Here is a 23,153-nt window from a genome sequence, read left to right as displayed (position 1 = left end):
GCACCGAGAACCACAAAGGGGAGAACCGTGACCTACGTGTCCGAGCGCAGCGGCGCAGGAAGCAGCCCGAGCGGTGCCGGTGGCGACCGCCAGCCCTGGACGGCGGGGACCGGCCGCACCACCCGCAAACGCTCGGTCTCGTACGCCGACGCCGGGGTGTCGATCGAGGCGGGCGACCGGGCGGTCGAGCTGCTCAAGTCCAAGGTGAAGGAGACCCGGCGGCCTGAGGTCATGGGTGACCTGGGCGGCTTCGCCGGCCTGTTCCGGCTGGACACCAAGAAGTACAAGAACCCGATCCTGGCGTCCTCCACCGACGGGGTGGGCACCAAGCTGGTCATCGCCCAGCAGCTCGACATCCACGACACGATCGGCATCGACCTGGTCGCGATGGTCGTCGACGACCTGGTGGCGTGCGGGGCCGAGCCGCTGTTCCTGCTCGACTACATCGCCACCGGCGAGGTCGTGCCGGACCGGGTCGCCGAGATCGGCGCGGGCATCGCCGACGGCTGCCGGTACGCCGGCTGCGCGCTGCTCGGTGGCGAGACCGCCGAGCACCCGGGCGTGCTGCGTCCCGACGAGTACGACGTCTCCGCCACCGGGGTCGGCGTGGTCGAGGAGAGCGAGATCCTCAGCCCGGACCGGGTCGAGGTGGGCGACGTGGTGATCGCGATGCGCTCGTCCGGCCTGCACTCCAACGGCTACTCGCTGGTCCGGCACGTGCTGCTCGGTGCCGGCCGGATGCGGCTGGACGTGGTGATCGACGACTTCGGCCGGCAGCGCACGCTCGGCGAGGAGCTGCTCACCCCGACCAAGATCTACGCGCAGGACTGCCTGAAGCTGATCACCGAGGCGGAGGTGCGCTCGATCGCCCACGTCACCGGCGGCGGCATCCCCGGCAACCTGGTCCGGGTGCTGCCCGAGCACGTCGACGCGGTGGTCAACCGGGCCACCTGGAAGCCGCAGCCGATCTTCGACCTGATCCAGTCCAAGGGCCGGATCGAGGACTCGGAGATGGAGTCGACGTTCAACATGGGCATCGGCATGTTCGCCATCGTCTCCGCCGAGGACGCCGACCGCGCGCTGGCCACCCTCGCCGGCCGTGGCGTGGACGCCTGGCAGGCCGGCGAGATCATCGAGGGCACCGGCAACGTGCAGATGATCGGCCAGCACACCCGGGGCTGAGCGGCGTGGCCGCTCGGCCGGCTGCCTGGTCGGGGGTTCACCCGAGCGGCCGTCGCCGCCTAGCCTGAAGGACACTTCGGGCACGGGGGAGGAGGGTCGATGGCTGCTCGGTGCCGGTCCGTGACGGGCATGCGGGGGATCGCGGCGGTCCCGTCGTACGTGGTGATGCAGCCGACGACGCTGTGCAACCTGGACTGCGCGTACTGCTACCTGCCGCACCGGGCGGCCGACCGGCGGATGCCGGTGGCGGTTGCCGAGGCGGTCGCCGCCGCTGTCACCCCCTGGGCGGCGCGGGGCCGGTTCTCGGTGGTCTGGCACGGCGGCGAGCCGCTCGCCGCCGGCCGGGAGCACCTGGCGGCGCTGATCGCCGCGTTCCCCGCCGGGGTGGAACACCACGTGCAGACCAACGCCACCCTGATCGACGACGCCTGGTGCGCGTTCTTCGCCGCGCACGGGGTGCGGGTGAGCGTGAGCGTGGACGGCCCGGCCGCCCGTAACGGTGAGCGGGTGACCCGGGCCGGTCGGCCGGCGTACGACCGGATCGTCCGGGGGGTCGCGGCGCTGCGCCGGCACGGCCTGCCGTTCTCGGCGCTGGCGGTGGTGAGCCGGCCGACGCCGGGGCTCGCCACCGAGCTGTACGACTACTTCCTCGACCTGGGCTGTGACGTGCTCGGGCTGAACATCGAGGAGACCGAGGGGGTCAACACCCGCAGCAACGCACACGACGCGGCGGCGGTGACCGCGTTCTGGGCGGAGCTGGTGGCGGCCTGGCGGCGGGCGCCCCGGGTGCACCTGCGGGAGGTCGAGTGGTCGCTGCGGTACGCGGCGGCGGTGCTGGACGGTGCGGAGGGCGACCTGCTGCCCCGGCAGCTCGACCCGATCCCGACGATCGGGTACGACGGTTCGGTGACAGTGCTCTCCCCCGAGCTGGCCGGCTTCTCCGACGCCCGCTACGGCGACTTCAGCAGTGGCAACGTGCTGGCCACCCCGCTGGCCGAGATCCTGGCCGGGGCGGCGGGCACGGACTGGGTGGGTGAGTTCCTCACCGGCGTCGAGGCGTGCCGGTCGTCCTGCCCGTACTTCGGCTTCTGCGGCGGAGGGCACGCGGCCAACCGCTACTTCGAGCAGGGACGGTTCGACGGCACGGAAACCGAGCACTGCCGCAACAGCAAGATCCGCCTATTGGAGGGAGTGTTGGAGCATGCCCGAGACCACGAGTCACCGGCCCGCTGAGCGGGTCGGCACCGGCCCGGACCAGGTCGCCGACCGGGTGAGGGAGGCCGCTGGGGGGCTCTCCGCCCTGCTCCACGAGGCCGAGGCCGCCCGTCGTTCCCGCGCCGAGGTGTCGGGCGCGGAGGGTGCCGGCGCGGTCTGCGCCTGGAACCACTTCGAGAACATCCCGACGTTCTACAACTGGAACAACCGGCCGCGCTGAGCAGGGACGCCCGGCCTCGCCGTACGAGGACGGGTCATGGCCACCTCGATCAGGGACCGCGCCGACCGGCCGGAGTGTGCTCCGGGCTGGCGGGGTCCCTGATCGAGGTGATGATGCTGCTCTGGTCGGGCACATGCGTGAGCACGCGGAGAGTTGCCGCGTGCTCAGTGTGACCGGAGGTCAGCGGGTCGGAGGAGCCCAGGGGTCCGGGTCGTCGTCCGCATGATCCTCATCGTCGTCGTCGACATACTCTTTGTAGTCGTCGTCGAAGTGCTGCTCAGACTTCCCACCAGCACCCGCCAGTTCGCGCTGCAAGGCGGTGAGGTCGGTGTTCGGGGAGTGGTACTTCAACTCCCGCGCCACCTTCGTCTGCTTGGCCTTAGCACGGCCGCGCCCCATGGCTCGACCCCCTCGCACAGAATGCGGGGCAGCCCGAAGGCGGGCCCCGATGACGTCAGGCATCTCTCGTGGCTCTTACGGTACATGGGGATGCCACCGTTCGGCACCTCGGGTTACCGTCTGCCGGCCCTGCGCGTCGCAGTCACCCGGCAGTCACCGAGTGTACCCGGTAAGGGGTAAGCGCTGGACCGCCCGTGACGCCGGTCAAACTACTGAAAAAGCCGCGAAAAGCCATGCTACCGCGTGCCCCGCCCGCCGGTGGCCGGCAGCCGCACCGAACCGGACCGGTCCGGCCGGGGCGTCCCGGGCGCGGACCGTCGCCACGCCCGGGACACGCGCTCAGCCCAGGTGGATGGCGCGCAGCCGACCCACGTCGGCCATCCGGCGCTCGGCCAGCCGGTCGGCGGCCACCGCCGGGGGCACCCCCTCCTCGTCGGCCAGCCGGAGGATCTGCCGGGTGGTGTCGAAGATCCGGGTGGCCCGCAGCTTGGCCCGGTCGAAGTTGAAGCCCTCGATCTCGTCCGCGACCTGGATGACCCCGCCGGCGTTGACCACGTAGTCGGGGGCGTAGAGGATGCCCCGGTCGGCGAGGAGCTTCTCGATGCCGGAATGGGCGAGTTGGTTGTTGGCCGCGCCGGCGACCACCCGGGCCCGCAGGGCCGGCACGGTGTCGTCGTTCAGGGCGCCGCCCAGCGCGCACGGGGCGTACACGTCGATGTCGGCGGCGACCAGCGCGGCGGTGTCGGCGACCAGGGCGACCCCGGGGTGGTTGGTCCGCGCCCACTCCAGCGCCCGCGGGTCGACGTCGGTCGCCACCACCTCGGCCCCGTCGTCGACCAGGTGCCCGGTCAGGTGCCTGCCGACCTTGCCCAGCCCGGCCACCCCGACCCGTCGTCCGCGCAGGCTGGGGCTGCCCCAGACGTGCTCGGCGGCGGCCCGCATCCCCTGGAATACGCCCCAGGCGGTGAGGACCGAGGAGTCCCCCGCTCCGCCGTGTTCCACGCTGCGGCCGGTGACATACCGGGTCTCCCGCGCGATCACGTCCATGTCGGCCACGTAGGTGCCCACGTCGCAGGCGGTGTAGTAGCGCCCGCCCAGGGACTGCACGAACCGCCCGTACGCGCGCAGCAGCGCCTCGCTCTTGACCTGGTCCGGATCTCCCCAGATGACCGCCTTGCCGCCGCCCAGGTCCAGCCCCGCCAGCGCGTTCTTGTACGCCATCCCGCGCGAGAGGTCCAGCACGTCGGCCAGCGCCGCCTCCTCGCTGGCGTACGGGTAGAACCGGGTGCCGCCCAGCGCGGGACCCAGCGCGGTCGAGTAGATCCCGATGATCGCCTTGAGGCCGCTCTGCCTGTCCTGGCAGAAGACGACCTGTTCGTGACCGGCCGGTCCGGGGTCGTCGGTGCTCACGAATACGCCCATGGCTCGCTCCTGGTGTCGGTGTGCGCCCTTGTGGGGCACGGACCTTCTCGGCCGGCGGGGGTGCTGCCGGCGCTGGTCAGCCTAATATCGGTCGGGAACCGTGCCGTCGTCCACGTCGCGTGCGACCCGGTCGTCCGGGCGGCGTCCGCCGGCGGCGTTCCGGGCGTCGCCCGCCGGTCCGTCCGGTCACGTCCGCCAGCGGCTCCCCGGTCGCGTCCGACGGCGGCGGCACCGGTAGGAGGTTTCGTGGGAGGATCGCGCGGTGCCGTCGCTCTTCGCTTCTTACCTGCGCGTGTACGAGCCGCTGACCGCCTTCGACCGGGACCGTCAGTCGTACTGGCGGCGTTACGTGCGGGAGGGGCGGGCGGTGGCCCCGCTGGAGGGGCCGGGTCGGCAACGGAGCGCGGTCATCGCGGCGCTCGGCGCGGGCTGGACGCGACTGCCCGACCTGCCCGACGAGGCGTACGTGCTGGAGGTCGACGACGCGCTGCTGGTCTGCCCGTGGAACCTGCGGGTCCGGGTGGCCGAGGCGGCCCTGAGCGCCCGGGAAGGGGTGCCGTCGGTGATCGCCGACGCGTTCGTCCCGCCGGTCCTGGCCGGGCAGGCCAAGACCGTGGTGGAGGACTGGCGCAGCGGTGCCCGGGTGCTGGAGCACGGGGTGCCCCGGCTGCACGAGCAGATCGCCACCTGGGGCGTGCCACTGCGGTGGTTCGTGCTGGTCGAGGCGGGCGAGCGGGAGCTGGTCACCCGACCGGACCGGCGGGCGCTGCGCTACCGCACGGAGATCTCCAAGGCCCGTCGGCGGGCCTCGCGGGCGCTGGCGGTGCTCAGGAAGTCGATAGGTGCCGCGCCGATCACCGAGGCGGTCGAGGAGGCCGCCCGCTGGCTGGAGGAGTTCCACCCCCGGTCGGTGGTCGAGTTGGACTACGGCGGCCTGGTGCAACTGCTCTCCGACGAGACGTTGACCGCGGACGATTCGCCGGAGCTGGTGGCGGGCGGCCTGGCCGGGCTCTCCCGGGGCGAGACGGACGAGGCGTCGGCGGCGTACGACCGGCTGGTGGCGCGGTGGCGCGCGATCCAGTTGCTGGAGCGGTGCAATTAACCGCATATCGCCCATTCGCACTGTCAATTATGAGTCACACTCGTAGTTGACGCATCACGAACCGTGATCATGAGTCCGAATAAGGTACTTTCTGCCGTGTAAAAGTCAGATAAATCGGGCATGGTTCATCCGTCCGTCTAGGGACCTTCGGCCGTTCGGCCCATGTCGGACATCGGGGACTAGCCGGACCATGGGAGACGCGTCGGCCGGCGGGACCCCGGCCGATGTCTATCCATGTGGAGGAGTGACCGATGGCATCGCGAACGCACGAACCAGAGCCGCTACTCACGCCGGCCGAGGTGGCGTCGATGTTCCGTGTCGACCCGAAGACGGTGACCCGGTGGGCCAAGGCGGGGAAGCTCAGCGCGATCCGAACCCTGGGCGGACACCGTCGGTACCGTGAGTCGGAGGTGCGGGCGTTGCTACAGGGCCAGATCCCCCAGCAGCGCCAGGGGGACTGACCCGGTCAGAACGTTACGGACCTCAGGGGCGGGCGGACGTCGCAGCAGCGACGTACCACCGCCCCTGAGTCGTCTCCACCCATGGGCCACCCTTCCGGCAGGCCACCGGCCGGGCCGGTCACCCCGGCGGGCCGGTCAGGCTGACCCGGATGCCGATGGTGCCCGCTTCACCCCGGCGTAGCCGGCTGCCGAGCAGGGTCAACCGCCCCAGCAGCCGGTACTTGCGCTTGAGCAGGTCGCGAATCCGGCTGCTCTCCTGCGGGCCGCAGAGCACCGCGTGACCCGGCACCGCCTCACCCAGCGGACGGCCGCGCACGTCGCACGGGGCCACCGTCACCGTGCCGTCCCGCCTGATCCGCTTGACCTTGCCCGAGTCGGCGACCGTCCAGACCGCCAGCGTGTCGTCGTCACGGACCGCCCAGACCGGGGTGGACACCGCACGGCCGTCCTTGCGGAACGTCGTCAACAGGACGTACTTCTCCGCCGCCAGGCGGTCCAGGTCGGTCACGCCGCCCAGGATACGGCGGACGGAGGCGGATACCGTGCAGGTCGTGACCGGAGAACCTCGACTCGGCGACGTGTTCGGAGAACTGCTGCGCGACGCGTACGCGGTGCACACCGGAGTCGGCCCCCGGCCGCTGGTCGGCGGACGGCTGCCCCGACCGGTCATCGAGATCATCGAACGGGACGACGGACTGGTCAATGGGGCCCCCGCCGCGCACTACCTGGACGGGCCCGAACACTGGCAGCCGTACGACCACCGGGCCGTGGACCGGGCCCGGGGCGCCACCCTGGACGTCGGCGTCGGGGGCGGGCGGATCGCGCTGGTGCTCCAGGAGCGCGGCATCCCCGTCACCGGGCTGGACACCTCGCCGGGGGCGCTGCGGGTCAGCCGGCACCGGGGCGTGCGGGACCTCGTCCTCGGCACCGTCGACGAGCACGTCGCCGACGGCCGGCGTTACGACACGTTCCTGCTGCTCGGCAACAACCTGGGGCTGTTCGAGGGGCGGGAGCGGGCTCCGGCGTTCCTCGCCGCGCTGGCCGCCCTGGCCCGGCCCGGCGCGCAGGTCATCGCGCACGGCACCGACCCGTACGGCACCACCGACCCGGTGCACACCGGCTACCACGAGCGTAACCGGCAGCGGGGGCGGCTCGGCGGGCAGCTGCGGCTGCGGCTGCGCTACCGCGAACTCGGCACGCAGTGGTTCGACTACCTGGTCTGCTCCGCCGAGGAGCTGGCCGAACTGGTCCGGGGCACCTCGTGGCGGTTGACCGACGTGGACGACCGCGACGCCCCGTACTACCTGGCCACCCTGCGGTTGACCGGGCGGTGAGCGGGGGCCCGGTCGGGCCCCCGCGTCCGCGTCAGACCTGGACGGTCGGCGGGAGCGGCTCCGGGGGGAGGCCGCCGTCGCCGTCGACCACCTCGTCCGGGGTGCCGTCCTCGTCGATGTCGACCATGGTGATGTCGACCTTGCCGTCACCGTCGGTGTCGAACTGGAACAGGTCCGCCCGGCCGTCGCCGTCGGTGTCCACCACCCACACGTCGGTCTTGCCGTCGTTGTTGGTGTCGGCGCGGAGCAGGTCGACGCGCTCGTCGCCGCGCGTCTCCACGACCGCCGTGCCGTCGGTGGTGCCGCTGTCCACGGTCTCCGGTGCCTGGCTCATGTCGACTGGTTCCTTCCCTTGACGTTGGGCCGTCAGTACCCGGTGCGGCGGTCCCCCACGCATGCCGCCGGGAACGGTGCTGCATAGGGTCGCACCCATGAGCCAGCGGAGCGAGCGGCAGGGCGTGCCGGAGACCCCGCACGCCGCCGTACGCAGTGAGGGAGCGTCCATGAGTCGTCTTGTCGTCGTCGGGGCCGGCACGATGGGGCTCGGCATCGCCTACGTGGCGGCCGGCGCGGGCTACGCGGTCGAACTGGTCGAGGTGGACCGGGGGCGTGCCGAGGCCGCCGCCACCCGCCTCGACGAGCTGTGCGCACGGGCGGTGCAGCGCGGGAAGCTCGACGCCGACGCCGCCGCCGCGCAGCGGGACCGGATCACCCTGCGGGGGGCGCTCGCCGAGGTCGCCCCGGCACCGGAGGTGATCGTCGAGGCGGTGCCCGAGCGGCCAGACCTGAAGCGGTCGGTGCTCGCCGAGGCGGAACGGCTGCGCCCGGCGCTGCTGGGCAGCAACACCTCCAGCATCCCCATCGGCGAGCTGGCCGAGGGGCTGGCCCGGCCGGAGTCCTTCCTCGGGCTGCACTTCTTCAACCCGGTCTGGGCGATGACCCTGCTGGAAGTGGTGGTCGGCGCGGCCACCGCACCCGAGACCACCGCGGCGGCCGTCGCGCTCGCCGGCCGGCTGGGCAAGGACCCCGTCGTCGTACGCGACCTGCCCGGCTTCGCCACCTCCCGGCTCGGGGTGACCCTCGGCCTGGAGGCGATCCGGATGGTCGCCGACGGGGTGGCCGCACCGGCCGACGTGGACAAGGCGATGGTGCTCGGCTACCGGCACCCGGTCGGCCCGTTGGAGCTGACCGACCTCGTCGGGCTGGACGTGCGGCTGGACATCGCCCGTACCCTCCAGGCCGCCTACGGTGACCGGTTCGCCCCGCCGCCGCTGCTGGTCGAGATGGTCGCCGCCGGGAAACTCGGCAAGAAGTCCGGCCAGGGCTTCTACACGTGGAAGGACGGTCGCCGGCAGTGAGCGGGCTACGGGTGCAGGAGCTGCCCGACCGGGTGGTGGTGACGCTGGACCGGCCGGAGAAACGTAACGCCATCGACGCCGACCTGATCGGCGCGCTGCACGACGTCTGCGCCGGGCTGGAGGCCCGGCCCCGGCTGCTGCTGCTCACCGGCGGCACGGACGGGCTCTTCGCCGGTGGGGCCGACATCGGTCAGCTGCGTGAGCGGGGTCGGCTGGACGCCCTCGCCGCGATCAACTCGGCGGCCTTCGCCCGGCTCCGGGCCCTGCCCATGCCGAGCGTGGCCGCCGTGGACGGCCCCGCGTTGGGCGGTGGCGCTGAGCTGGCGTACGCCTGCGATCTGCGGGTGTGCACGGCGCGGGCGGTCTTCGGTCAGCCGGAGGTGCGGTTGGGCATCCTGGCCGGCGCGGGGGCGACCCACCGGTTGCCGGCCCTGGTCGGCGAGGGCCGGGCCAAGGAACTGCTCTTCACCGGCCGGCGGGTCGACGCCGACGAGGCGCTGCGGATCGGCCTGGTCAACCGGGTGGTGGCCGAGCCGGCCGAGCTGCTGCCCACCGCGCACGGGCTGCTCGACGAGATGGCCAAGGGTTCCGCACTGGCGTTGCGGCTGACCAAGCTCGCGGTGGACGCCCCGCCCGGTGCCCACCCGCAGCTCGACCTGGTCAGCCAGGCGGTGCTCTTCGAGGACGAGGAGAAGCACCGCCGGATGACCGACTTCCTGGAACGTCGCCGCCCCCGCTGAACGTCGGCGGGGGCGGCACCGCACCCGGTGCCGCCCCCGCCGGTGTCGCGTCAGTGCCGGATCGGCACGCCCGCGTCGGCCAGCGCCCTGATCAGTCCGGCGGACTCACCGAAGCCGATGACCAGCACCGCCTCCGGCTTGTAGTCCTTGATCTCGCCGGCCAGGCTGCCGAAGTCGACGGGCGGGGCCTTGGCGTCGGCCGGCGGCTCGTAGGTGAGCAGCCGCACCCGGTCGGTGCCGAAGCCGGCCCGTTCCAGCTCGGCGCGGACCGTCTCCTGCAGGCCCTCGCCGTAGGAGTCCTTGCGGGCCACCACCACGATCTTGTGCGGGCCGTCGCGGAGGATCACGTCGGCCAGCGCCCGGCCCTGGAGGCTGTCCGGCGGGGCGGTCCGGAAGTAGAGGCCCTTGTCGTCGGCCTGGCTCAACCCCGCGTCGGTGTTGGACGGCGAGAACAGGATCTTGCCGGCCGCCACCACGTCCGGCAGCACGGCGGCGGAGATTCCGGACGCGGCGGCCCCGATGATGACCTGGACCTTGTTCCTGACGTGCGAGGCCACGGTGGCCTTGGCGACGGCCGGGTTGGTGCCGTCGTCACCGTCGAACCAGGTCACCGGGTCGCCGAGCACCCCACCCGCGGCGTTGATCTCCTTGATCGCCAGCGCCACGCCGGCCGCCAGCGGTGGATTCGCCAGGGCCAGGTCACCGGTCTTGGGCAGCAGGCCACCGAGGATCAGCGGGGAGCCGTCGCTGCGGTCGTTGCGCCCGCCCCGCTGCTTCTTCGGCTTCGGCGCGGCCTTGGTGCTCACCCCGGACTCGTCGCCCGCACCGACGAACTCGGTCTTCGCGTCGTTGATCTTCTGGTTGTCGAAGTGCAGGGTCGCGTAGCTGGCGGTGGCCGGTTCACCGAGATCGGTGAACCCGGCCCGGTTCAGCGACGGGCCACGGTACTCGATGTCCTGACCGTCCCGGGCCAGGGTCAGGCAGCTCGCCGCGTCCGTGCAGCGCTGACCGTTGGTGGTCACCCCGACGATCTGCTTGGCGATGTCCGCCGGGTCGGTGCTGCCCGCGAGCTGGGCGGCGAGCGCGCTGATCATGACCGCGTCGTACGACTCCGCCGCATAGAGGTAGTCGGTCAACTTCGGGTCGATGGAGCGCAGCCGCTGCTTGAAGTCGTCGCTGAGCGGTGTGAGGGGGGTGGTGCCCTTCATGCCGTCGACGAGGTCGGCCCGGTCCTTCAGCTCGGCGGCGAAGGAGTTGAGCATGTTGCCGTCGGTGCCGTACAGGCGCACCTGCGGGGTGTCCGCTTCCTCGGGCTTGTCGTCGGTCGTCCCGCACGCGCTGACGGCGAGCAGCAACGACGCACAGGCCGCCAGGACGGCCGCGCGCGGGCCGCGGGTTACGAGCATGGTGGTCCTTCCTCCGGCGCAGGTCCGGTGCGCACCATAGCGTGCCGGCGGGGGCCGTGGGACCAGGGAGGCGGCCCTCGTCGCCGGCCCGACAGTGCAACGCACGCTCCGTCACGTCGTCCCGCCAGGTGGTCACCGTTTCCGGTGGCCGACCGCTTGACCTGGCGTCCTACTGTGCCGCAGGTGACCGACGTACCGGATCAGACGCTCGCCGACGCTACCGCCGTACTCCATTCGGCGCTGACCGGGGACGGCGCCGCCGTGGTCGGCACATTCGACGCCGTGGTGGACCGGTCGGGGCTCGCCGGTGCGTACACGGTCGCCTGGACCCTGGCCGCGACGATGGTCGGTGACCCGCCGCCGCCCGGCGCGTGCGCGCTGGACTTCCCCGGCATCGACGAGGCGGGGTACGACACCCGCTGGGTGGCCCGGTTCGTCAGCGCGTACGCCAACCACGACGCCGACACCGGCGAGGCGCTGTTCGGAGCGGCGGTCGCCGACGGGCAACTGCCGGACTGCCTGCTCACCCTCGCCGGCTCGGCGGTGGCGACGCTGCGCAGCCGGGCCGGCTGACCCGCCCGGCCCCACCGCCCGTCGGCGGCAGGGCCGGCGGCGCGGCTCAGTACGCGTGGTACGCCACCAGCGGCTCGTACTCGTAGCGCAGGTTGGTGAAGCGGACCTTGAAGTTCGCGCCGTCGCGCACGTTGGTGGCGACGGTGATCCAGTCCGACTTCGCCGGCAGATAGGTGAGGTAGTTGCACTTGTTGGTCTTGTCGATGAAGACCACGCACGCCTCGGTGCCGAACTCACTGCTGTTCTTGACGTTGACGTCCTTGCACCTGGTGCTCGCCTTGTACGGCCCGGCGTCCCCGCCCCACCCGCCGACCTGGAAGTACGACCGGACCGCCCCGCCGTAGCAGGTGGCGGCCGACGCGGAGAGGTTCGCCTCCCCGGCGGCCTGGGCGGGTGTGCCGAACCAGAGCAGGGGCAGGGTGGCGGTGAGCGCGGTCAGGCGGGCGGTCCGGGATGCCATGGTGGTGCCTCCAGGGAAGAGGGCGGACCCTGAGTCGTGGACAGGGTGCGGTGAGTGGCGATGATATCTGTCGATCTCTGATCCCGCTGTGACAGAACCGTGAACCCGCTGTGGTACCAGTGACGCATGTCCGAGGCGATGCTCAGCAAGGTGCGCAAGCTCTTGGCACAGGCCGAGGACCCGGCCTGCACCCCCGCCGAGTCGGCCGCGTTCACCGCCAAGGCCACCGAGCTGATCGCCCGGTACGGCGTCGACCGGGCCCTGCTGGCCGCCCGCGACCCCACCACCGACCCGGTCGGCGACCGGGTGGTCGACGTCGTCGCCCCGTACGCCCGGGACAAGGCCGGGCTGCTCGCGGCGGTGGCCGACCCGCTGCGCTGCCGCTGCGTACGCCGACCGGACGGCAGCGGGTTCGCGCTGCACCTGTTCGGCTTCGCCAGCGACCTGGAACGGGTCGACCTGCTGTTCACCTCGCTGCTCGTGCAGGCCGCACACGGTCTCGCCGGCACCGCCGTGCCGCCCGGTGAGCAGCCGGCCGCCTTCCGCCGCTCCTGGCTGGCCGGCTTCGCCCGGGTGGTCGCCGAACGGTTACGGGCCGCCGAGGCGGGCGCGGCGGCGGAACGCGACGCCCCGTCGGTGGCGCTGGTGCTGGCCGACCGCTCGGACCGGGTGGCCCGCCGGGTCGCCGAGGTCTACCCCCGGCTGCGTACCGCGCCGACCCGCCGGCTCGCCGGCTCCGGCTTCGGCGCGGGCGCGGCGGCCGGCCACCGGGCCGACCTCGGCGGCCCCGATCCGGTCGGTCGCCCGACCGGCCGGACGCCGCTGCGCGGTCCTCCCCGCTGACCGGCCCGGTCCTTCCGCGTGGCGCGCCCGCCCCTCAGAGCGGGTCGGGGGCGGTCCGGATGACGGTGTCCTGGTAGCGGCCGAGCAGTTCGTACCAGCCGGCGGTCAACGCCGCCCGGTAGCCCTCGGCGGCCTCACCGTGCCTGTCGAAGTGGCGGTGCTCCAGCTCGACGCGGGTCCGCCCGGACTCGTCCGGCAGGAACAGCACCTCCACCTCGCTGGCCCGCGCCGGATCGGGCACCGGCACCCGGTCGGGGCCGAGCTGCCAGGTGAACACGAGCCGACGCGGCGGGTCCCAGGTGAGCACCCGCCCCCAGTCGCCCCGGAAGCCGTACGGGCCGATCTCGTAGAGCATGCCGCCGGCCCGGGGTTCCATCCCCAACTCGGCCAGCGCCGCCGGCCCGGACCAGGTGTACTCACGGACCCACCAGTCGGCCAGCGAACCGGTGAAGACCGCGAACGCCTGCTCCGCCGGGGCGGGGACGAGGAGGGTGCAGCGCAGCGAGTACCGGTCGACGTCCTGATGGACGCCCTCCGGATCTGGCTTCTGCTGTCCCATAGGCCCGGACCATACCGGCTGGGGGTGCGCTGCGCAGCGCCATCTACCGGCTCATTCCGGTCAGTGGGCAGCGAGGCTCCTGGATGTCCCGGGATGGGCGGTCCACGGCGGTGATCGATGCCGGGCAGGCCCGGATACACGAAAACGGTGACCGCGTTTCCGCAGGTCACCGCTCTCTGTAGCCCGGCGAAAGGCTATGTGGCCAGGGGCGGGGTCGAACCGCCGACCTTCCGATTTTCAGTCGGACGCTCGTACCAACTGAGCTACCTGGCCTGGTGCTTCGGGACATGGTACCCGGAGGGCGGGGTCTCCGCCGACAGGGTGCCGCGTCCCGATACGCAGAACGCCGCGCATTGGTACACGCGGCGTCGGCGCTGGCGGTCCTGACGGGACTTGAACCCGCGACCTCCGCCTTGACAGGGCGGCGAGCACTCCAACTGCTCCACAGGACCTTGCTCTGTTGCCTCCGGCTGGGCCGGATCGTGCCCCCAACGGGATTCGAACCCGTGCTACCGCCTTGAAAGGGCGGCGTCCTGGGCCGCTAGACGATGAGGGCGGCCCCGCCATCATTGCACACTCGCAACTTCAAGCGGACTTGCTCCCATCCGGCCCCGCCGGAGGCATGAGAAGCATATGCCATGCCCCGGCGGTCGACCAAACCGGTATGCCCACCGGGTTGCGGCCCGGCAAAATAGCAGGTCAGCGAGGTGGAGCGATGCCGAAACGGCGCTTGAGGTCGCCGATGACCTGCGGAACGGCGCTCAGGGTGCGGCTCCGGTCACCCCCGCCGTCGTGCATCAGCACCACCGCACCGGGGCGGGAGGCACTCTTGATCCGTCCGGAGATCACCCCGGACGTGGGCTTCGCCCAGTCCTGGGGGTCGACGGTCCAGTGCAGCGACCGCATGCCGAGTTCCTTGGCGACCTGCACCACCTCCGGCGTCCACCGGCCACCGGGCTGCCGGTAGAACGGCACCTTCGCGCCCGGGACCGCCTTGGTGATGGCCTGGTTGGTGCGCACCAGGTCGGCCCGGATGTCGGCGACCGGCCGGCGGCCCAGATCGACGTCGTGGTGCCAGCTGTGGTTGCAGAGCTGGTGCCCCTCCCGGACGATCCGGGCCACCAGCTCCGGGTGCTTGCGCACCTGGGTGCCGACCACGCAGAACGTCGCCTTGACCTTGTTCGCCCGGAGCTGGTTGAGCACCCGGGGCGTCCAGGTCGGGTCGGGGCCGTCGTCGAAGGTCAACGCCACGGCGCGTACCCCGGTCGCCTTGCGCAGCCCGGCGGGCAGCGTCTTGGGCTTCGGCCGGAGCCGGGGCTTCGGCTTGGTGGTGGGCACCGGCCTCGGCGACGGGGTGTGGGCCGGCTCCGGTGCGGTGGTGGTCGGGGCGGGCGCCGCTGCCGGCCGGACGTTCCGGTGCTGGTCGCCGCAGCCGGCGACCAGCAGGAGCAGGCCGAGGGCGACCGCCAGAACGGGGCGTGAACGCATCGTCACTCCGGGGGATGGGGTACGCGGACGGCCCCGACGGTAGTTCACGAAAGCGAAATGTGTCAGGTCCGGTCGGCCCCCGTCGACTGGTCCAGCGAGTCCTGTACGGCCAGCGCGAGCGAGACCGCCTCGGCCAGGTCGACCGGGCGGACCACCCCGGCGGGCAGCGTGTCGGCCCGCCAGCCCGGTCCGGCGGCGAGCACCAGCAGCGGCCGGCGGGGCACCGCGAGCAGTGCGGACAGCTGCGCCGGGTCGGCGGTCGGCCGGGTGTGCGACCAGACCACCACGGCCGCCGGCCCGGTCCGGTTGACCGCCTCGACGAGCGCCGCCGCCGGCACCCGGGCCCCGAGCATCCGGTAGCTCACCCCCGCCTCGGCCAGCGCCGCGGCGAGCGCCTCCAGCGGCAGGGTGTGCTGCTCCTCGTCGGCGCAGGAGAGCAGGATGCGGGCCGGCCCGGTGGGCCGGCCGGCCCGGGCGACCGCCGCGAACGCCTCGGAGACGCACCGGGACACCAGGTGTTCCACGTCGATCAGGCCGGCGGTGGCGACGTGCCGTTCCCCGATGCCGGCCAGCACCGGCCGGAGCAGCCCCTCCCAGGTGGCGACGACCCCGTCGGTGGCCAGGGCGTCCGAGATCGTGTCGCTGATCACCGCCGAGTCCAGCCGCATGGCGGCGCGGGCCAGTCCCCGGGCGGCCGGACCGGCCCGGCCGACCGGGATGGTCTGCCCGCCGCCGTCGCGGCCGGTGCCCGCCCGCAGCCGGGAGGCGACCCCGGGACCGGGGACGACCGGACTCTGCTTCGCCCAGCGGGCCGCCTCCGCCGGGGTGACCCCTTCGGCGGTGAGCTTGCGCATGATCTCCAGGCGGGCCAGATCGGCGGGCGTGTAGCGCCGGTGGTGGCCGGGGACGTGCTCGCTGGGGCCGAGGCCGTAGCGCTGGTGCCAGGTGCGCAGCGTGGTGACCGCCACACCCAGCCGGCGTGCCACGGCCCCCGCGCTCAGCGGCTCATCGACCACCCGACCGCTCCGACGCGTGGTCCACCCGGTGGCCGGACGGGGTGGTGGGGGCGGCACGGGGACCACCGGTGGGGGCGTCGGAACCGGTCGGGGTCGGGTGGAGCAGCCGGCTCACCACCCCGCCGAGCCAGGGGGAGTACGTGCGCGGGTCGGCGTCGATCTGGGCCATCAACCGGGTCGGGTCGGCCCAGCGCAGCTCGGCCACCTCGTCCGGGTCGGGCCCGAGGGGGAGGTCGGCCGGCACGTCGGCCCGGAGCACGTGGTCGTACTCGAACTCGACCCGACCGGTGGCCGGGTCCTCGGCGTAGTAGAGGTAGACACCGACCTCGGTCAACGACACCGGCCCGGTGCCCAACTCCTCGGCGAGCCGGCGGTTCGCCGCCTCGGCCAGGGACTCGCCCGGCAGCGGGTGCCCGCAGCAGGAGTTGGCCCAGCGCAGCGGGAACCGGGTCTTGACCGCGGCCCGTTGTTGCAGGAGCACCCGGCCGTCCGGGTCGACCAGCAGCACCGAGAAGGCCCGGTGCAGCCGCCCGGGCGCCTGGTGGGCGGCGGCGACGGTGGCCTCGCCGAGCACCTGGCCGGTGTCGTCGACCAGCTCGACGAGGTGGCCCTCCCGGGATTTCACGCGGTCACCGACCCGCGCCGGTGATGCGGTTGGCGGCCAGCTTGCCGGAGATCAGCACCATCGGCACGCCCACGCCGGGCTGGGTGCCGGAACCGGTGAAGACGACGTTGGGCAGGCTGCGGTGCAGGTTGGACGGGCGGAACGGCCCGGTCTGGAAGAGGCTGTGCGCGGCGGCGAACGGCGTACCGGCGGCCATTCCCTGCTCCTCCCACTCGGCGGGGGTGATCGTACGCAACACCTCGATGCCGGCGCCGAACCCGACGTACCCGCGTTCCTCCAGCGTGGTGACGAGCTGGTCGGCGTAGCGCCGGCTCAGGTCACCCCGCCAGTCGAACGGGGCCCGGTCGAGGTTGGGCACCGGGGCCAGCACGTAGTAGGTGTGCCGGCCGGCCGGGGCGACCGACGGGTCGGTCCGGCTCGGGTTGGTGACCAGCAGCGACGGGTCGGTCATCAGCTCACCGCGCCCGATCACCTCGTCGAAGGTGCCCTTCCAGGACCGTCCGAAGTGGATGTTGTGATGAGCGATCTTCCCATACCCCTGCGTCGATCCGACGTGCAGGACGACGCAGGACGGCGAGTAGGTCAGCTTCCGCTGCCGGCCCTCGGGCAGCAGGTCGCGGTAGGCGACCGGCAGGTCCGGGTTGAGCACCACCACGTCGGCTCCGATCAGCTCGCCGTCGGCGGTGACCACGCCGGTGGCCCGGCCGTTGGCGGTCTCCACCCGGGCGACCGTGGTGTCGTACCGGATCTGGACGCCGTGCTTCTCGGCCGCGCCGGCCATCCCCTTGGAGACCGCGTGGATGCCGCCGCGCGGGAAGTAGACCCCGGCCACCGAGTCGAGGTACGCGATGACGCTGTAGATGGCCAGCGCGTCGTGCGGCGCGAGCCCGGCGTACATCGCCTGGAAGGAGAAGATCCGCTGGGTGCGCGGGTCGGAGAAGAACTGGTTGATCTTGGTTTGGAGGCGGCGGAACGCCCCGTTCGCCAGCAGTTTCAGCAGGTTGCCGGTGAGCAGGTCGGTCGGGGCGTCCAGGTTGCGGTCGATGAAGTCGGCCCGCTCCCAGTTCCACAGGTTGCGGGCGTAGTCGACGAACCGCAGGTAGCCGTCGGCCTCGCGCGGGCCGCAGACCCGGGAGATCTCGGCCGCCATCCGGGCGGTGTCGGTGATCACGTCCAGCGTGGAGCCGTCCGGGTAGTAGGCCCGGTAGGCGGGGTCCAGCGGGGTCAGGTCGAGCCAGTCGTGCAGCTCCTCGCCGACCGCACCCAGCGCCTCGGCGATCAGGTCGGGCATGGTGAGCACGGTGGGACCGGTGTCGAACTCGTACCCGTCGACGCTGAGCCGGCCGGCCCGGCCACCCGGCACCGGTTCGCGTTCCAGCACGGTCACCTGCCGGCCGCTGCCGGCCAGGTGCAGCGCGCACGCCAGCCCGCCCAGGCCAGCGCCCACGACCACCACCCGGTCCGTACGTCCCGTCACGGTCCGCACGCGACCACCTCCTTCACGAAGTTGCCCATCAAGCCCGCCGCGTGGTGGCGGCGGTGGCGAGACCGGTCAGCGCGGTGCGCGCGGTCTCGTCGATCGACGCGGTCTCCAGCGCGGCCAGCGCGTCGGCGACCCGGTCGGAGATCATGTGTTCCACCCGGGCGACCGCCCCGGTGTCGGCGACGAGGTCGGCCAGCCGGGCCAGCTCCCGGACGGAGGTGGGGTTGCCGGACCGCTCCAACGCCCGCCGCTGGCCGCCGGTGGCGAGCTGCCGGGCGAGCATCAGCAGCGTGGTCGGCTTGCCGGTACGCAGGTCGTCGCCGGCCGGCTTGCCGGTGGTGGCCGGGTCGCCGTAGACGCCGAGCAGGTCGTCGCGGAGCTGGAACGCCTCACCGACCGCCAGCCCGTACCGGGTGTACGCGGCGATCAGCGGCGCGTCGGCGTCGGTGCCGGCCAGGCAGGCGCCGAAGAGCAGCGGACGCTGCACCGTGTAGCTGGCGGTCTTGTAGCGGGCCACCCGCAGCGCCCGGTCCACCGACCAGTTCGCCGCGTCGTTCTCGCCGAGCACGTCGAGGTACTGCCCGGCGATGGTCTCGACCCGCATCTGGTCGTAGCAGCGCCGCACCTCCATGAGCCGGGACGGCGGCAGGGCGGCGTGGGCGAGCAGCCGGTCGGCCCAGACCAGGCAGAGGTCGCCGATGAGGACGGCGACCGACTCGCCGAACCGGTGCGGGTCACCGGTGTGGCCGGCGGTGACGTGCCGCTCGGCGGCGGCCCGGTGCGCGGTGGGCAGGCCGCGCCGGGTGTCGGAGGCGTCCATCACGTCGTCGTGCACCAGGGCGAAGGTGTGCAGGAGTTCCAGTGCGGCGAGCGCGGGCAGCACCGTGGGCAACGGCTCGTCGCCGCCCACCACCCCCCGCCAGCCCCAGTAGGCGAAGGTCGGGCGGACCCGCTTGCCGCCGGCCAGCACACAGTCGCGTGCCGTCGCGGCGAAACCGCCCATCGCTGCGTCGATCTCGGTCAGTGCGTCGACCTCCCGGGCGAGGAACGCCGACAACGTCTCGTCGACCCCGTTGACCAGGTCACGGGCGTAAGCGGCCAGTACGCCGCGGACCGGATCGTCCGTCGCTCCCGGCTGTTCCGGTGCGACGCGGAGCGCATTACCCGCAACTGCGTCGTTGGCCATGTGGGGGAGCGTACCCTAGGGTTACGAGTTGCGTCGATTGCTGCGTCGAATCCGAGGAGGCCCGGGTGGACACCGATCTCACCGCTGCCTACGCCCGCTCCCAGGAGCTGCACAAACACCACGGCCGCACCTACTATCTCGCCACCCGGCTGCTGCCCGCATGGAAACGGCGGCACGTGCACGCCCTGTACGGATTCACCCGCTACGCCGACGAGATCGTCGACCGCACCGAGGACCTGCCACCCGCCGAACGTGCCGCCCGCCTGGACGCCTGGGGTGCCCGCTTCGTCGCCGGACTGCACGGCGAACCGGTCGACGACCCGCTGCTGCCGGCGGTGCTGCACACCATCGCCGTGTTCGACCTGGACCGCGCCGACTTCGCGTCGTTCCTGCGCAGCATGGCGATGGACCTGACCGTCATGGCCTACCCGACCTACGACGACCTGCTCGACTACATGGAAGGCTCGGCGGCGGTCATCGGCACCATGATGCTGCCCATCCTCGGCAGCTCCGACCCGGTCGCCGCCCGCGAGCCGGCCCGGCAGCTCGGATTCGCCTTCCAGCTCACCAACTTCATCCGGGACGTCGCCGAGGACCTCGACCGGGGCCGCACCTACCTGCCCGACGAGGACCTGGCCAAGTTCAACGTCACCCGCGAGGACCTGCTCGCCGCGCGGGCCGCCGGCCGCAGCACCGACCGCATCCGCGACCTCGTCGAGTACGAGGTGACCCGCGCCCAGGCCCACTACGCCGCCGCCGCGCCGGGCATCACCCTGCTCGCCCCCGCCTCCCAGGCGTGCATGCGCACCGCCTACGCCCTCTACGGCGGAATCCTCGACGAGGTTGCCGCCCAGGACTACGACGTGTTCGCCCAGCGGGCCGTGGTGCCCCAGCGGCGACGGCTCGCGGTGGCGGCGAAGGCGCTGCTCACCCGTACCGGCACCCCGGTCGTGGTGCCCGGCCCGGCGGTGTCGTGAGCGGCCGTACGGCGGTCGTGCTGTTCACCCGCGACCTGCGGGTGCACGACCACCCGGCCCTGGCGACGGCCTGCGCCGCGTTCGACCGGGTGGTGCCGCTGTACGTCCTCGACCCGGCGCTGGCCGGCCACTCGCCCAACCGCAACCGTTTCCTGCACCAGTGCCTCGCCGAACTGCGGGACACCCTGCGCACGCTCGGCGGTGACCTGGTGATCCGCCGGGGCGACCCGGTGGCCGAGACGATCCGCCTCGCCCGCGAGGTCGACGCCGAGGGGATCGGGCTGTCCGCCGACGTCAGCCGCTACGCCCACCGCCGGGAACGCCGGCTGCGCGCCGAGTGCGACAGGCACCGGATGTTCCTGCGGCTGTTCCCCGGGGTGACCGTCGTCGAACCGGGGGAGCTGCGGCCCGGCGGCGGCGACCACTACCGGGTGTTCACCCCGTACCACCGGGTCTGGTCGGGGGCGCGGTGGCGGGAGGAGCTGGCCGCGCCCCGGCGGGTCACGCTGCCCGCCGGGATCGCCGTCGGTCGGCTGCCGGCGGCACCGCAGGGGGAGTCGCCGGACGCCGCGGTCGGCGGCGAGTCCGTCGGGCGGCGCCGGCTCACGCAGTGGTTGCCCACCCTTTCCCGGTACGACGACATCCACGACGACCTGGCCGCCGACGAGACCTCCCGACTCAGCCCGTACCTGCGGTTCGGCTGCCTGTCCCCGCTGACGGTGGCGAACCGGGCCGACGACCGGGGGCACCCGTTCGTCAGGCAGCTCTGCTGGCGGGACTTCTACCACCAGGTCACCGCCGCCTTCCCGGAGATCGCGGCGAAGGCGTACCGGCGCGGGGCCACCGAGGACTGGCGGTACGACGCGGCGGCACTGGACGCCTGGACCGACGGCCGCACCGGCATGCCGATCGTGGACGCCGGCATGCGCCAACTGCACGCCGAGGGCTGGATGCACAACCGGGCCCGGCTGATCACCGCCGGCTACCTGACCAAGGTGCTCGGCCTCGACTGGCGGCCCGGCCTCGCGGTCTTCTCCCGCTGGCTGCTCGACGGCGACGTGCCCGACAACTCCGGCAACTGGCAGTGGGTGGCCGGCACCGGCAACGACAGCCGCCCCTACCGGGGACTCAACCCCGTCCGCCAGGCCGAACGCTACGACCCCGACGGCGGGTACGTGCGCCGCTGGGTGCCCGAGCTGGCGACGGTCGCCGGCAAGGCCGTGCACCAGCCGTGGCGGCTTCCCACCGAGGTCCGCCGCACCCTCGACTACCCGCCGCCGCTGGAGGTGCCCGGCGCCGACCCGGTCTGGCTGCGCTGACCCGGCCGGCTTGCGCCGACCCGGCCCGGCTTGCGTTGGCCTGGCCCGGCTGCGTTGGCCCGGCCGGGCGCACTTGGGCGGGAATTCCGGGGTGGAGCGGTGGCCGGGGGCGGGGCCGTGCGGAATGCTGGCGGGATGGCAGAGCCGGAACTGGTGGACGTGGACGTGGTCGTGGTCGGGCTCGGCGTGGGCGGCGAGGAGGTGGCCGGGCGGCTCGCCGAGGCCGGCCTGAGCGTCGTCGGCGTCGAACGGGACCTGGTCGGCGGGGAGTGCCCGTACTGGGGCTGCATCCCCAGCAAGATGATGATCCGGGCGGCGAACGCCCTGGCCGAGGCGCGTCGGGTCGACGGGCTGGCCGGCTCGGCGCAGGTCCGGGCCGACTGGGCCCCGGTGGCGAAACGCATCCGGGAGGAGGCCACCGACACCTGGAACGACCGGGCCGCCGTGGACCGGTTCACCGGCAAGGGCGGCCGCTTCCTGCGCGGCAGCGGCCGGCTGGACGGCCCCGGCCGGGTCCGGGTCGGCGACCAGGTGTTCCAGGCCCGGCACGGCATCGTCCTCGGCACCGGCACCCGCCCCTCGATCGCACCGATCGACGGGCTGGCCGACACCCCGTACTGGACCAACCACCAGGCGATCGAGGTGGCTGAGCTGCCGGCGAGCCTGCTGGTCCTCGGTGGTGGGGCGATCGGGGTCGAGCTGGCGCAGGTCTTCGCCCGGTTCGGGGTCCGGGTGACCGTGCTGGAGGCGTCCGGCCGGATCCTCGCCCTGGAGGAACCGGAGTCGTCCGAGGTGGCCGCCGCCGCGCTGCGCGCCGACGGGGTGCAGATCGCCACCGACGTGAAGGCCGAGCGGATCGACCACGACGGCGACACGTTCACCGTGCACGCCGGCGACCGGTCGTTCGCCGCCGACCAGCTCCTGGTGGTCACCGGCCGCCGGGCCCACCTGGACGAGCTGGGGCTGGACACCGTCGGGATCGACGCCGGGCAGCGCTACCTGCCGGTGGACGACCGGATGCACGTCACCGACGGGATCTGGGCGGTCGGCGACGTCACCGGCGAGGGCGCGTTCACCCACATCGCCATGTACCAGGCGTCGATCGTGGTCGCCGACGTGCTCGACCGGGTCCGGCGGGCCGGGGCCGGCCCCGACGCCAGCGGCACCGCCAGCGTGGTCGGTGGCGCGATGGGCGCGGCCAGCGCGGTCGGAGGCTCGATGGGCGCGGCCGGCCCGAGTGGTGCCGCCGGCACCGTGCCCCGGGCCGACTACCGGGCGCTGCCCCGGGTCACCTTCACCGACCCCGAGGTGGGCGCGGTCGGGCTCACCGAACGGCAGGCCCGCGAGCGGGGCATCAACGTGCAGGTCGGGTTCACCGAGCTGTCGTCGTCCACCCGGGGCTGGATCCACAAGAGCGAGCCGGGCGGCTTCATCAAGGTGATCGCCGACGCCGACCAGGGGGTGCTGATCGGTGCGACCTCGGTCGGCCCGGCCGGCGGCGAGGTGCTCTCGGCGCTGGTGGTGGCGGTGCACGCGGCCGTACCGGTCAGCCAGCTTCGGCACATGATCTACGCGTACCCGACGTTCCACCGGGCCATCCAGAGCGCCCTGGACGACCTGAGCTGAGCCACCGCGCCGCCCGGCTCCGGCCGGGCGGCGCGTCTCGTGTTTTGACCGTTGTGTGGGCAGGGTGGTCTGGCGGTGTGGTGTGGGTGTTCGTGGTGGTGTGGGGGTGGGGTGTTATTTGCCCTTGTGGATGGCGTTGCGGCGGATGACGGGGTAGCG

25 protein-coding genes and 3 tRNA genes are annotated in these 23,153 nt (G+C 73.0%); 13 read left to right on the top strand and 15 right to left on the bottom strand.

All coding sequences use genetic code 11. The features are described 5' to 3' along the window. Nucleotides 1–27: 27 nt before the first annotated feature. The 3 genes from purM (at nucleotide 28) to amcA (ending at nucleotide 2,617) form a co-directional block, all read left to right on the top strand. Nucleotides 28–1,182, top strand: coding sequence for a phosphoribosylformylglycinamidine cyclo-ligase (gene purM, locus JQX11_RS30820; RefSeq protein WP_204928438.1), 1,155 nt, complete (start codon nucleotides 28–30; stop codon nucleotides 1,180–1,182). 129 nt (nucleotides 1,183–1,311) lie between these two features. After that, a complete protein-coding gene (gene amcB, locus JQX11_RS30815; RefSeq protein WP_307826459.1) occupies nucleotides 1,312–2,415 on the top strand; it encodes a cyclophane-forming radical SAM peptide maturase AmcB in 1,104 nt (367 codons plus the stop codon). Next, a complete protein-coding gene (gene amcA, locus JQX11_RS30810; protein ID WP_204928436.1) occupies nucleotides 2,384–2,617 on the top strand; it encodes a multiple cyclophane-containing RiPP AmcA in 234 nt (77 codons plus the stop codon). The genes amcB and amcA overlap by 32 nt, the downstream gene beginning before the upstream one ends. 180 nt (nucleotides 2,618–2,797) lie before the next feature. Here amcA and JQX11_RS30805 read toward each other — a convergent pair whose 3' ends face one another. Together JQX11_RS30805 and JQX11_RS30800 are read right to left on the bottom strand one after the other, a co-directional pair. Then, a complete protein-coding gene (locus JQX11_RS30805) occupies nucleotides 2,798–3,016 on the bottom strand; it encodes a DUF3073 domain-containing protein (RefSeq protein ID WP_088641959.1) in 219 nt (72 codons plus the stop codon). Nucleotides 3,017–3,355: 339 nt separating this feature from the next. Then, complete coding sequence (locus tag JQX11_RS30800; RefSeq protein WP_204928435.1) at nucleotides 3,356–4,438, bottom strand: Glu/Leu/Phe/Val family dehydrogenase; 1,083 nt, start codon at nucleotides 4,436–4,438, stop codon at nucleotides 3,356–3,358. A gap of 262 nt (nucleotides 4,439–4,700) precedes the next feature. On the opposite strand from JQX11_RS30800, the gene JQX11_RS30795 reads away from it, so the two are divergent. Beyond that, nucleotides 4,701–5,540 (top strand): DUF8083 family protein, encoded by an 840-nt coding sequence (locus JQX11_RS30795; RefSeq protein ID WP_204928434.1) that lies wholly within the window; start codon nucleotides 4,701–4,703, stop codon nucleotides 5,538–5,540. A 251-nt stretch (nucleotides 5,541–5,791) separates the two neighbouring features. Continuing rightward, complete coding sequence (locus JQX11_RS30790) at nucleotides 5,792–6,001, top strand: BldC family transcriptional regulator (RefSeq protein ID WP_007073996.1); 210 nt, start codon at nucleotides 5,792–5,794, stop codon at nucleotides 5,999–6,001. 118 nt (nucleotides 6,002–6,119) lie between these two features. Here JQX11_RS30790 and JQX11_RS30785 read toward each other — a convergent pair whose 3' ends face one another. Beyond that, a complete protein-coding gene (locus tag JQX11_RS30785) occupies nucleotides 6,120–6,509 on the bottom strand; it encodes a PPOX class F420-dependent oxidoreductase (protein WP_204928433.1) in 390 nt (129 codons plus the stop codon). Nucleotides 6,510–6,552: 43 nt separating this feature from the next. Here JQX11_RS30785 and JQX11_RS30780 point away from each other — a divergent pair, with 43 nt between their 5' ends. Next, the gene (locus JQX11_RS30780) at nucleotides 6,553–7,335 is read left to right on the top strand and encodes a class I SAM-dependent methyltransferase (protein ID WP_204928432.1); all 783 of its coding nucleotides are present in this window, start codon (nucleotides 6,553–6,555) and stop codon (nucleotides 7,333–7,335) included. A gap of 31 nt (nucleotides 7,336–7,366) precedes the next feature. Here JQX11_RS30780 and JQX11_RS30775 read toward each other — a convergent pair whose 3' ends face one another. Beyond that, the gene (locus tag JQX11_RS30775; protein ID WP_204928431.1) at nucleotides 7,367–7,669 is read right to left on the bottom strand and encodes a hypothetical protein; all 303 of its coding nucleotides are present in this window, start codon (nucleotides 7,667–7,669) and stop codon (nucleotides 7,367–7,369) included. A gap of 169 nt (nucleotides 7,670–7,838) precedes the next feature. Here JQX11_RS30775 and JQX11_RS30770 point away from each other — a divergent pair, with 169 nt between their 5' ends. Together JQX11_RS30770 and JQX11_RS30765 are read left to right on the top strand one after the other, a co-directional pair. After that, complete coding sequence (locus JQX11_RS30770) at nucleotides 7,839–8,693, top strand: 3-hydroxyacyl-CoA dehydrogenase family protein (RefSeq protein ID WP_204928491.1); 855 nt, start codon at nucleotides 7,839–7,841, stop codon at nucleotides 8,691–8,693. Continuing rightward, nucleotides 8,690–9,433: an enoyl-CoA hydratase/isomerase family protein gene (locus JQX11_RS30765; protein ID WP_204928430.1), complete on the top strand. Its 744-nt coding sequence runs from the start codon at nucleotides 8,690–8,692 to the stop codon at nucleotides 9,431–9,433. Before JQX11_RS30770 ends, JQX11_RS30765 begins: the two co-directional genes overlap by 4 nt. 50 nt (nucleotides 9,434–9,483) lie before the next feature. On the opposite strand, the gene JQX11_RS30760 is transcribed toward JQX11_RS30765, so the two are convergent. Further along, entirely contained in the window at nucleotides 9,484–10,839 is a 1,356-nt protein-coding gene (locus JQX11_RS30760) for an ABC transporter substrate-binding protein (protein ID WP_204928429.1), read from the bottom strand. A gap of 183 nt (nucleotides 10,840–11,022) precedes the next feature. On the opposite strand from JQX11_RS30760, the gene JQX11_RS30755 reads away from it, so the two are divergent. Beyond that, nucleotides 11,023–11,412 (top strand): hypothetical protein, encoded by a 390-nt coding sequence (locus JQX11_RS30755; RefSeq protein ID WP_204928428.1) that lies wholly within the window; start codon nucleotides 11,023–11,025, stop codon nucleotides 11,410–11,412. Nucleotides 11,413–11,458: 46 nt separating this feature from the next. Here the strand turns inward: JQX11_RS30755 and JQX11_RS30750 are convergent, their stop codons facing one another. Further along, nucleotides 11,459–11,872, bottom strand: a complete 414-nt coding sequence (locus tag JQX11_RS30750) for a hypothetical protein (RefSeq protein WP_204928427.1) — start codon at nucleotides 11,870–11,872, stop codon at nucleotides 11,459–11,461. A gap of 126 nt (nucleotides 11,873–11,998) precedes the next feature. Here JQX11_RS30750 and JQX11_RS30745 point away from each other — a divergent pair, with 126 nt between their 5' ends. Next, a complete protein-coding gene (locus JQX11_RS30745) occupies nucleotides 11,999–12,715 on the top strand; it encodes a DUF2786 domain-containing protein (protein ID WP_204928426.1) in 717 nt (238 codons plus the stop codon). A gap of 34 nt (nucleotides 12,716–12,749) precedes the next feature. On the opposite strand, the gene JQX11_RS30740 is transcribed toward JQX11_RS30745, so the two are convergent. The 9 genes from JQX11_RS30740 to JQX11_RS30700 form a co-directional block, all read right to left on the bottom strand. After that, nucleotides 12,750–13,274, bottom strand: coding sequence for an SRPBCC family protein (locus JQX11_RS30740; protein WP_204928425.1), 525 nt, complete (start codon nucleotides 13,272–13,274; stop codon nucleotides 12,750–12,752). A 199-nt stretch (nucleotides 13,275–13,473) separates the two neighbouring features. Then, nucleotides 13,474–13,547, bottom strand: a tRNA-Phe gene (locus JQX11_RS30735). A 102-nt stretch (nucleotides 13,548–13,649) separates the two neighbouring features. Further along, nucleotides 13,650–13,726: transfer RNA gene (locus JQX11_RS30730), tRNA-Asp, on the bottom strand. Nucleotides 13,727–13,757: 31 nt separating this feature from the next. Then, nucleotides 13,758–13,830, bottom strand: a tRNA-Glu gene (locus tag JQX11_RS30725). 143 nt (nucleotides 13,831–13,973) lie between these two features. After that, nucleotides 13,974–14,762 carry a polysaccharide deacetylase family protein gene (locus JQX11_RS30720; protein ID WP_204928424.1) on the bottom strand — a complete coding sequence of 263 codons (789 nt, stop codon included), beginning with the start codon at nucleotides 14,760–14,762 and terminating at the stop codon, nucleotides 13,974–13,976. A gap of 62 nt (nucleotides 14,763–14,824) precedes the next feature. Continuing rightward, complete coding sequence (locus JQX11_RS30715) at nucleotides 14,825–15,778, bottom strand: MerR family transcriptional regulator (protein WP_204928423.1); 954 nt, start codon at nucleotides 15,776–15,778, stop codon at nucleotides 14,825–14,827. Continuing rightward, nucleotides 15,768–16,403: an isopentenyl-diphosphate Delta-isomerase gene (idi, locus tag JQX11_RS30710; RefSeq protein WP_204928422.1), complete on the bottom strand. Its 636-nt coding sequence runs from the start codon at nucleotides 16,401–16,403 to the stop codon at nucleotides 15,768–15,770. Before idi ends, JQX11_RS30715 begins: the two co-directional genes overlap by 11 nt. 4 nt (nucleotides 16,404–16,407) lie before the next feature. Continuing rightward, complete coding sequence (gene crtI / locus JQX11_RS30705) at nucleotides 16,408–17,889, bottom strand: phytoene desaturase family protein (RefSeq protein WP_204928421.1); 1,482 nt, start codon at nucleotides 17,887–17,889, stop codon at nucleotides 16,408–16,410. 28 nt (nucleotides 17,890–17,917) lie between these two features. Beyond that, nucleotides 17,918–19,072, bottom strand: a complete 1,155-nt coding sequence (locus tag JQX11_RS30700) for a polyprenyl synthetase family protein (protein ID WP_204928420.1) — start codon at nucleotides 19,070–19,072, stop codon at nucleotides 17,918–17,920. A 65-nt stretch (nucleotides 19,073–19,137) separates the two neighbouring features. Here JQX11_RS30700 and JQX11_RS30695 point away from each other — a divergent pair, with 65 nt between their 5' ends. From JQX11_RS30695 to JQX11_RS30685, 3 genes are all read left to right on the top strand, one after another. Continuing rightward, the gene (locus JQX11_RS30695; protein ID WP_204928419.1) at nucleotides 19,138–20,049 is read left to right on the top strand and encodes a phytoene/squalene synthase family protein; all 912 of its coding nucleotides are present in this window, start codon (nucleotides 19,138–19,140) and stop codon (nucleotides 20,047–20,049) included. Next, a complete protein-coding gene (locus JQX11_RS30690) occupies nucleotides 20,046–21,368 on the top strand; it encodes a cryptochrome/photolyase family protein (RefSeq protein WP_204928418.1) in 1,323 nt (440 codons plus the stop codon). The genes JQX11_RS30695 and JQX11_RS30690 overlap by 4 nt, the downstream gene beginning before the upstream one ends. A 135-nt stretch (nucleotides 21,369–21,503) precedes the next feature. Continuing rightward, nucleotides 21,504–22,994, top strand: coding sequence for a dihydrolipoyl dehydrogenase family protein (locus JQX11_RS30685; protein WP_204928417.1), 1,491 nt, complete (start codon nucleotides 21,504–21,506; stop codon nucleotides 22,992–22,994). Nucleotides 22,995–23,153 lie beyond the last annotated feature (159 nt).

The organism is Micromonospora humida (genome assembly GCF_016901255.1).
GTDB lineage: Bacteria > Actinomycetota > Actinomycetes > Mycobacteriales > Micromonosporaceae > Micromonospora > Micromonospora wenchangensis.
This window is presented reverse-complemented; position numbering and strand designations above follow the sequence as displayed.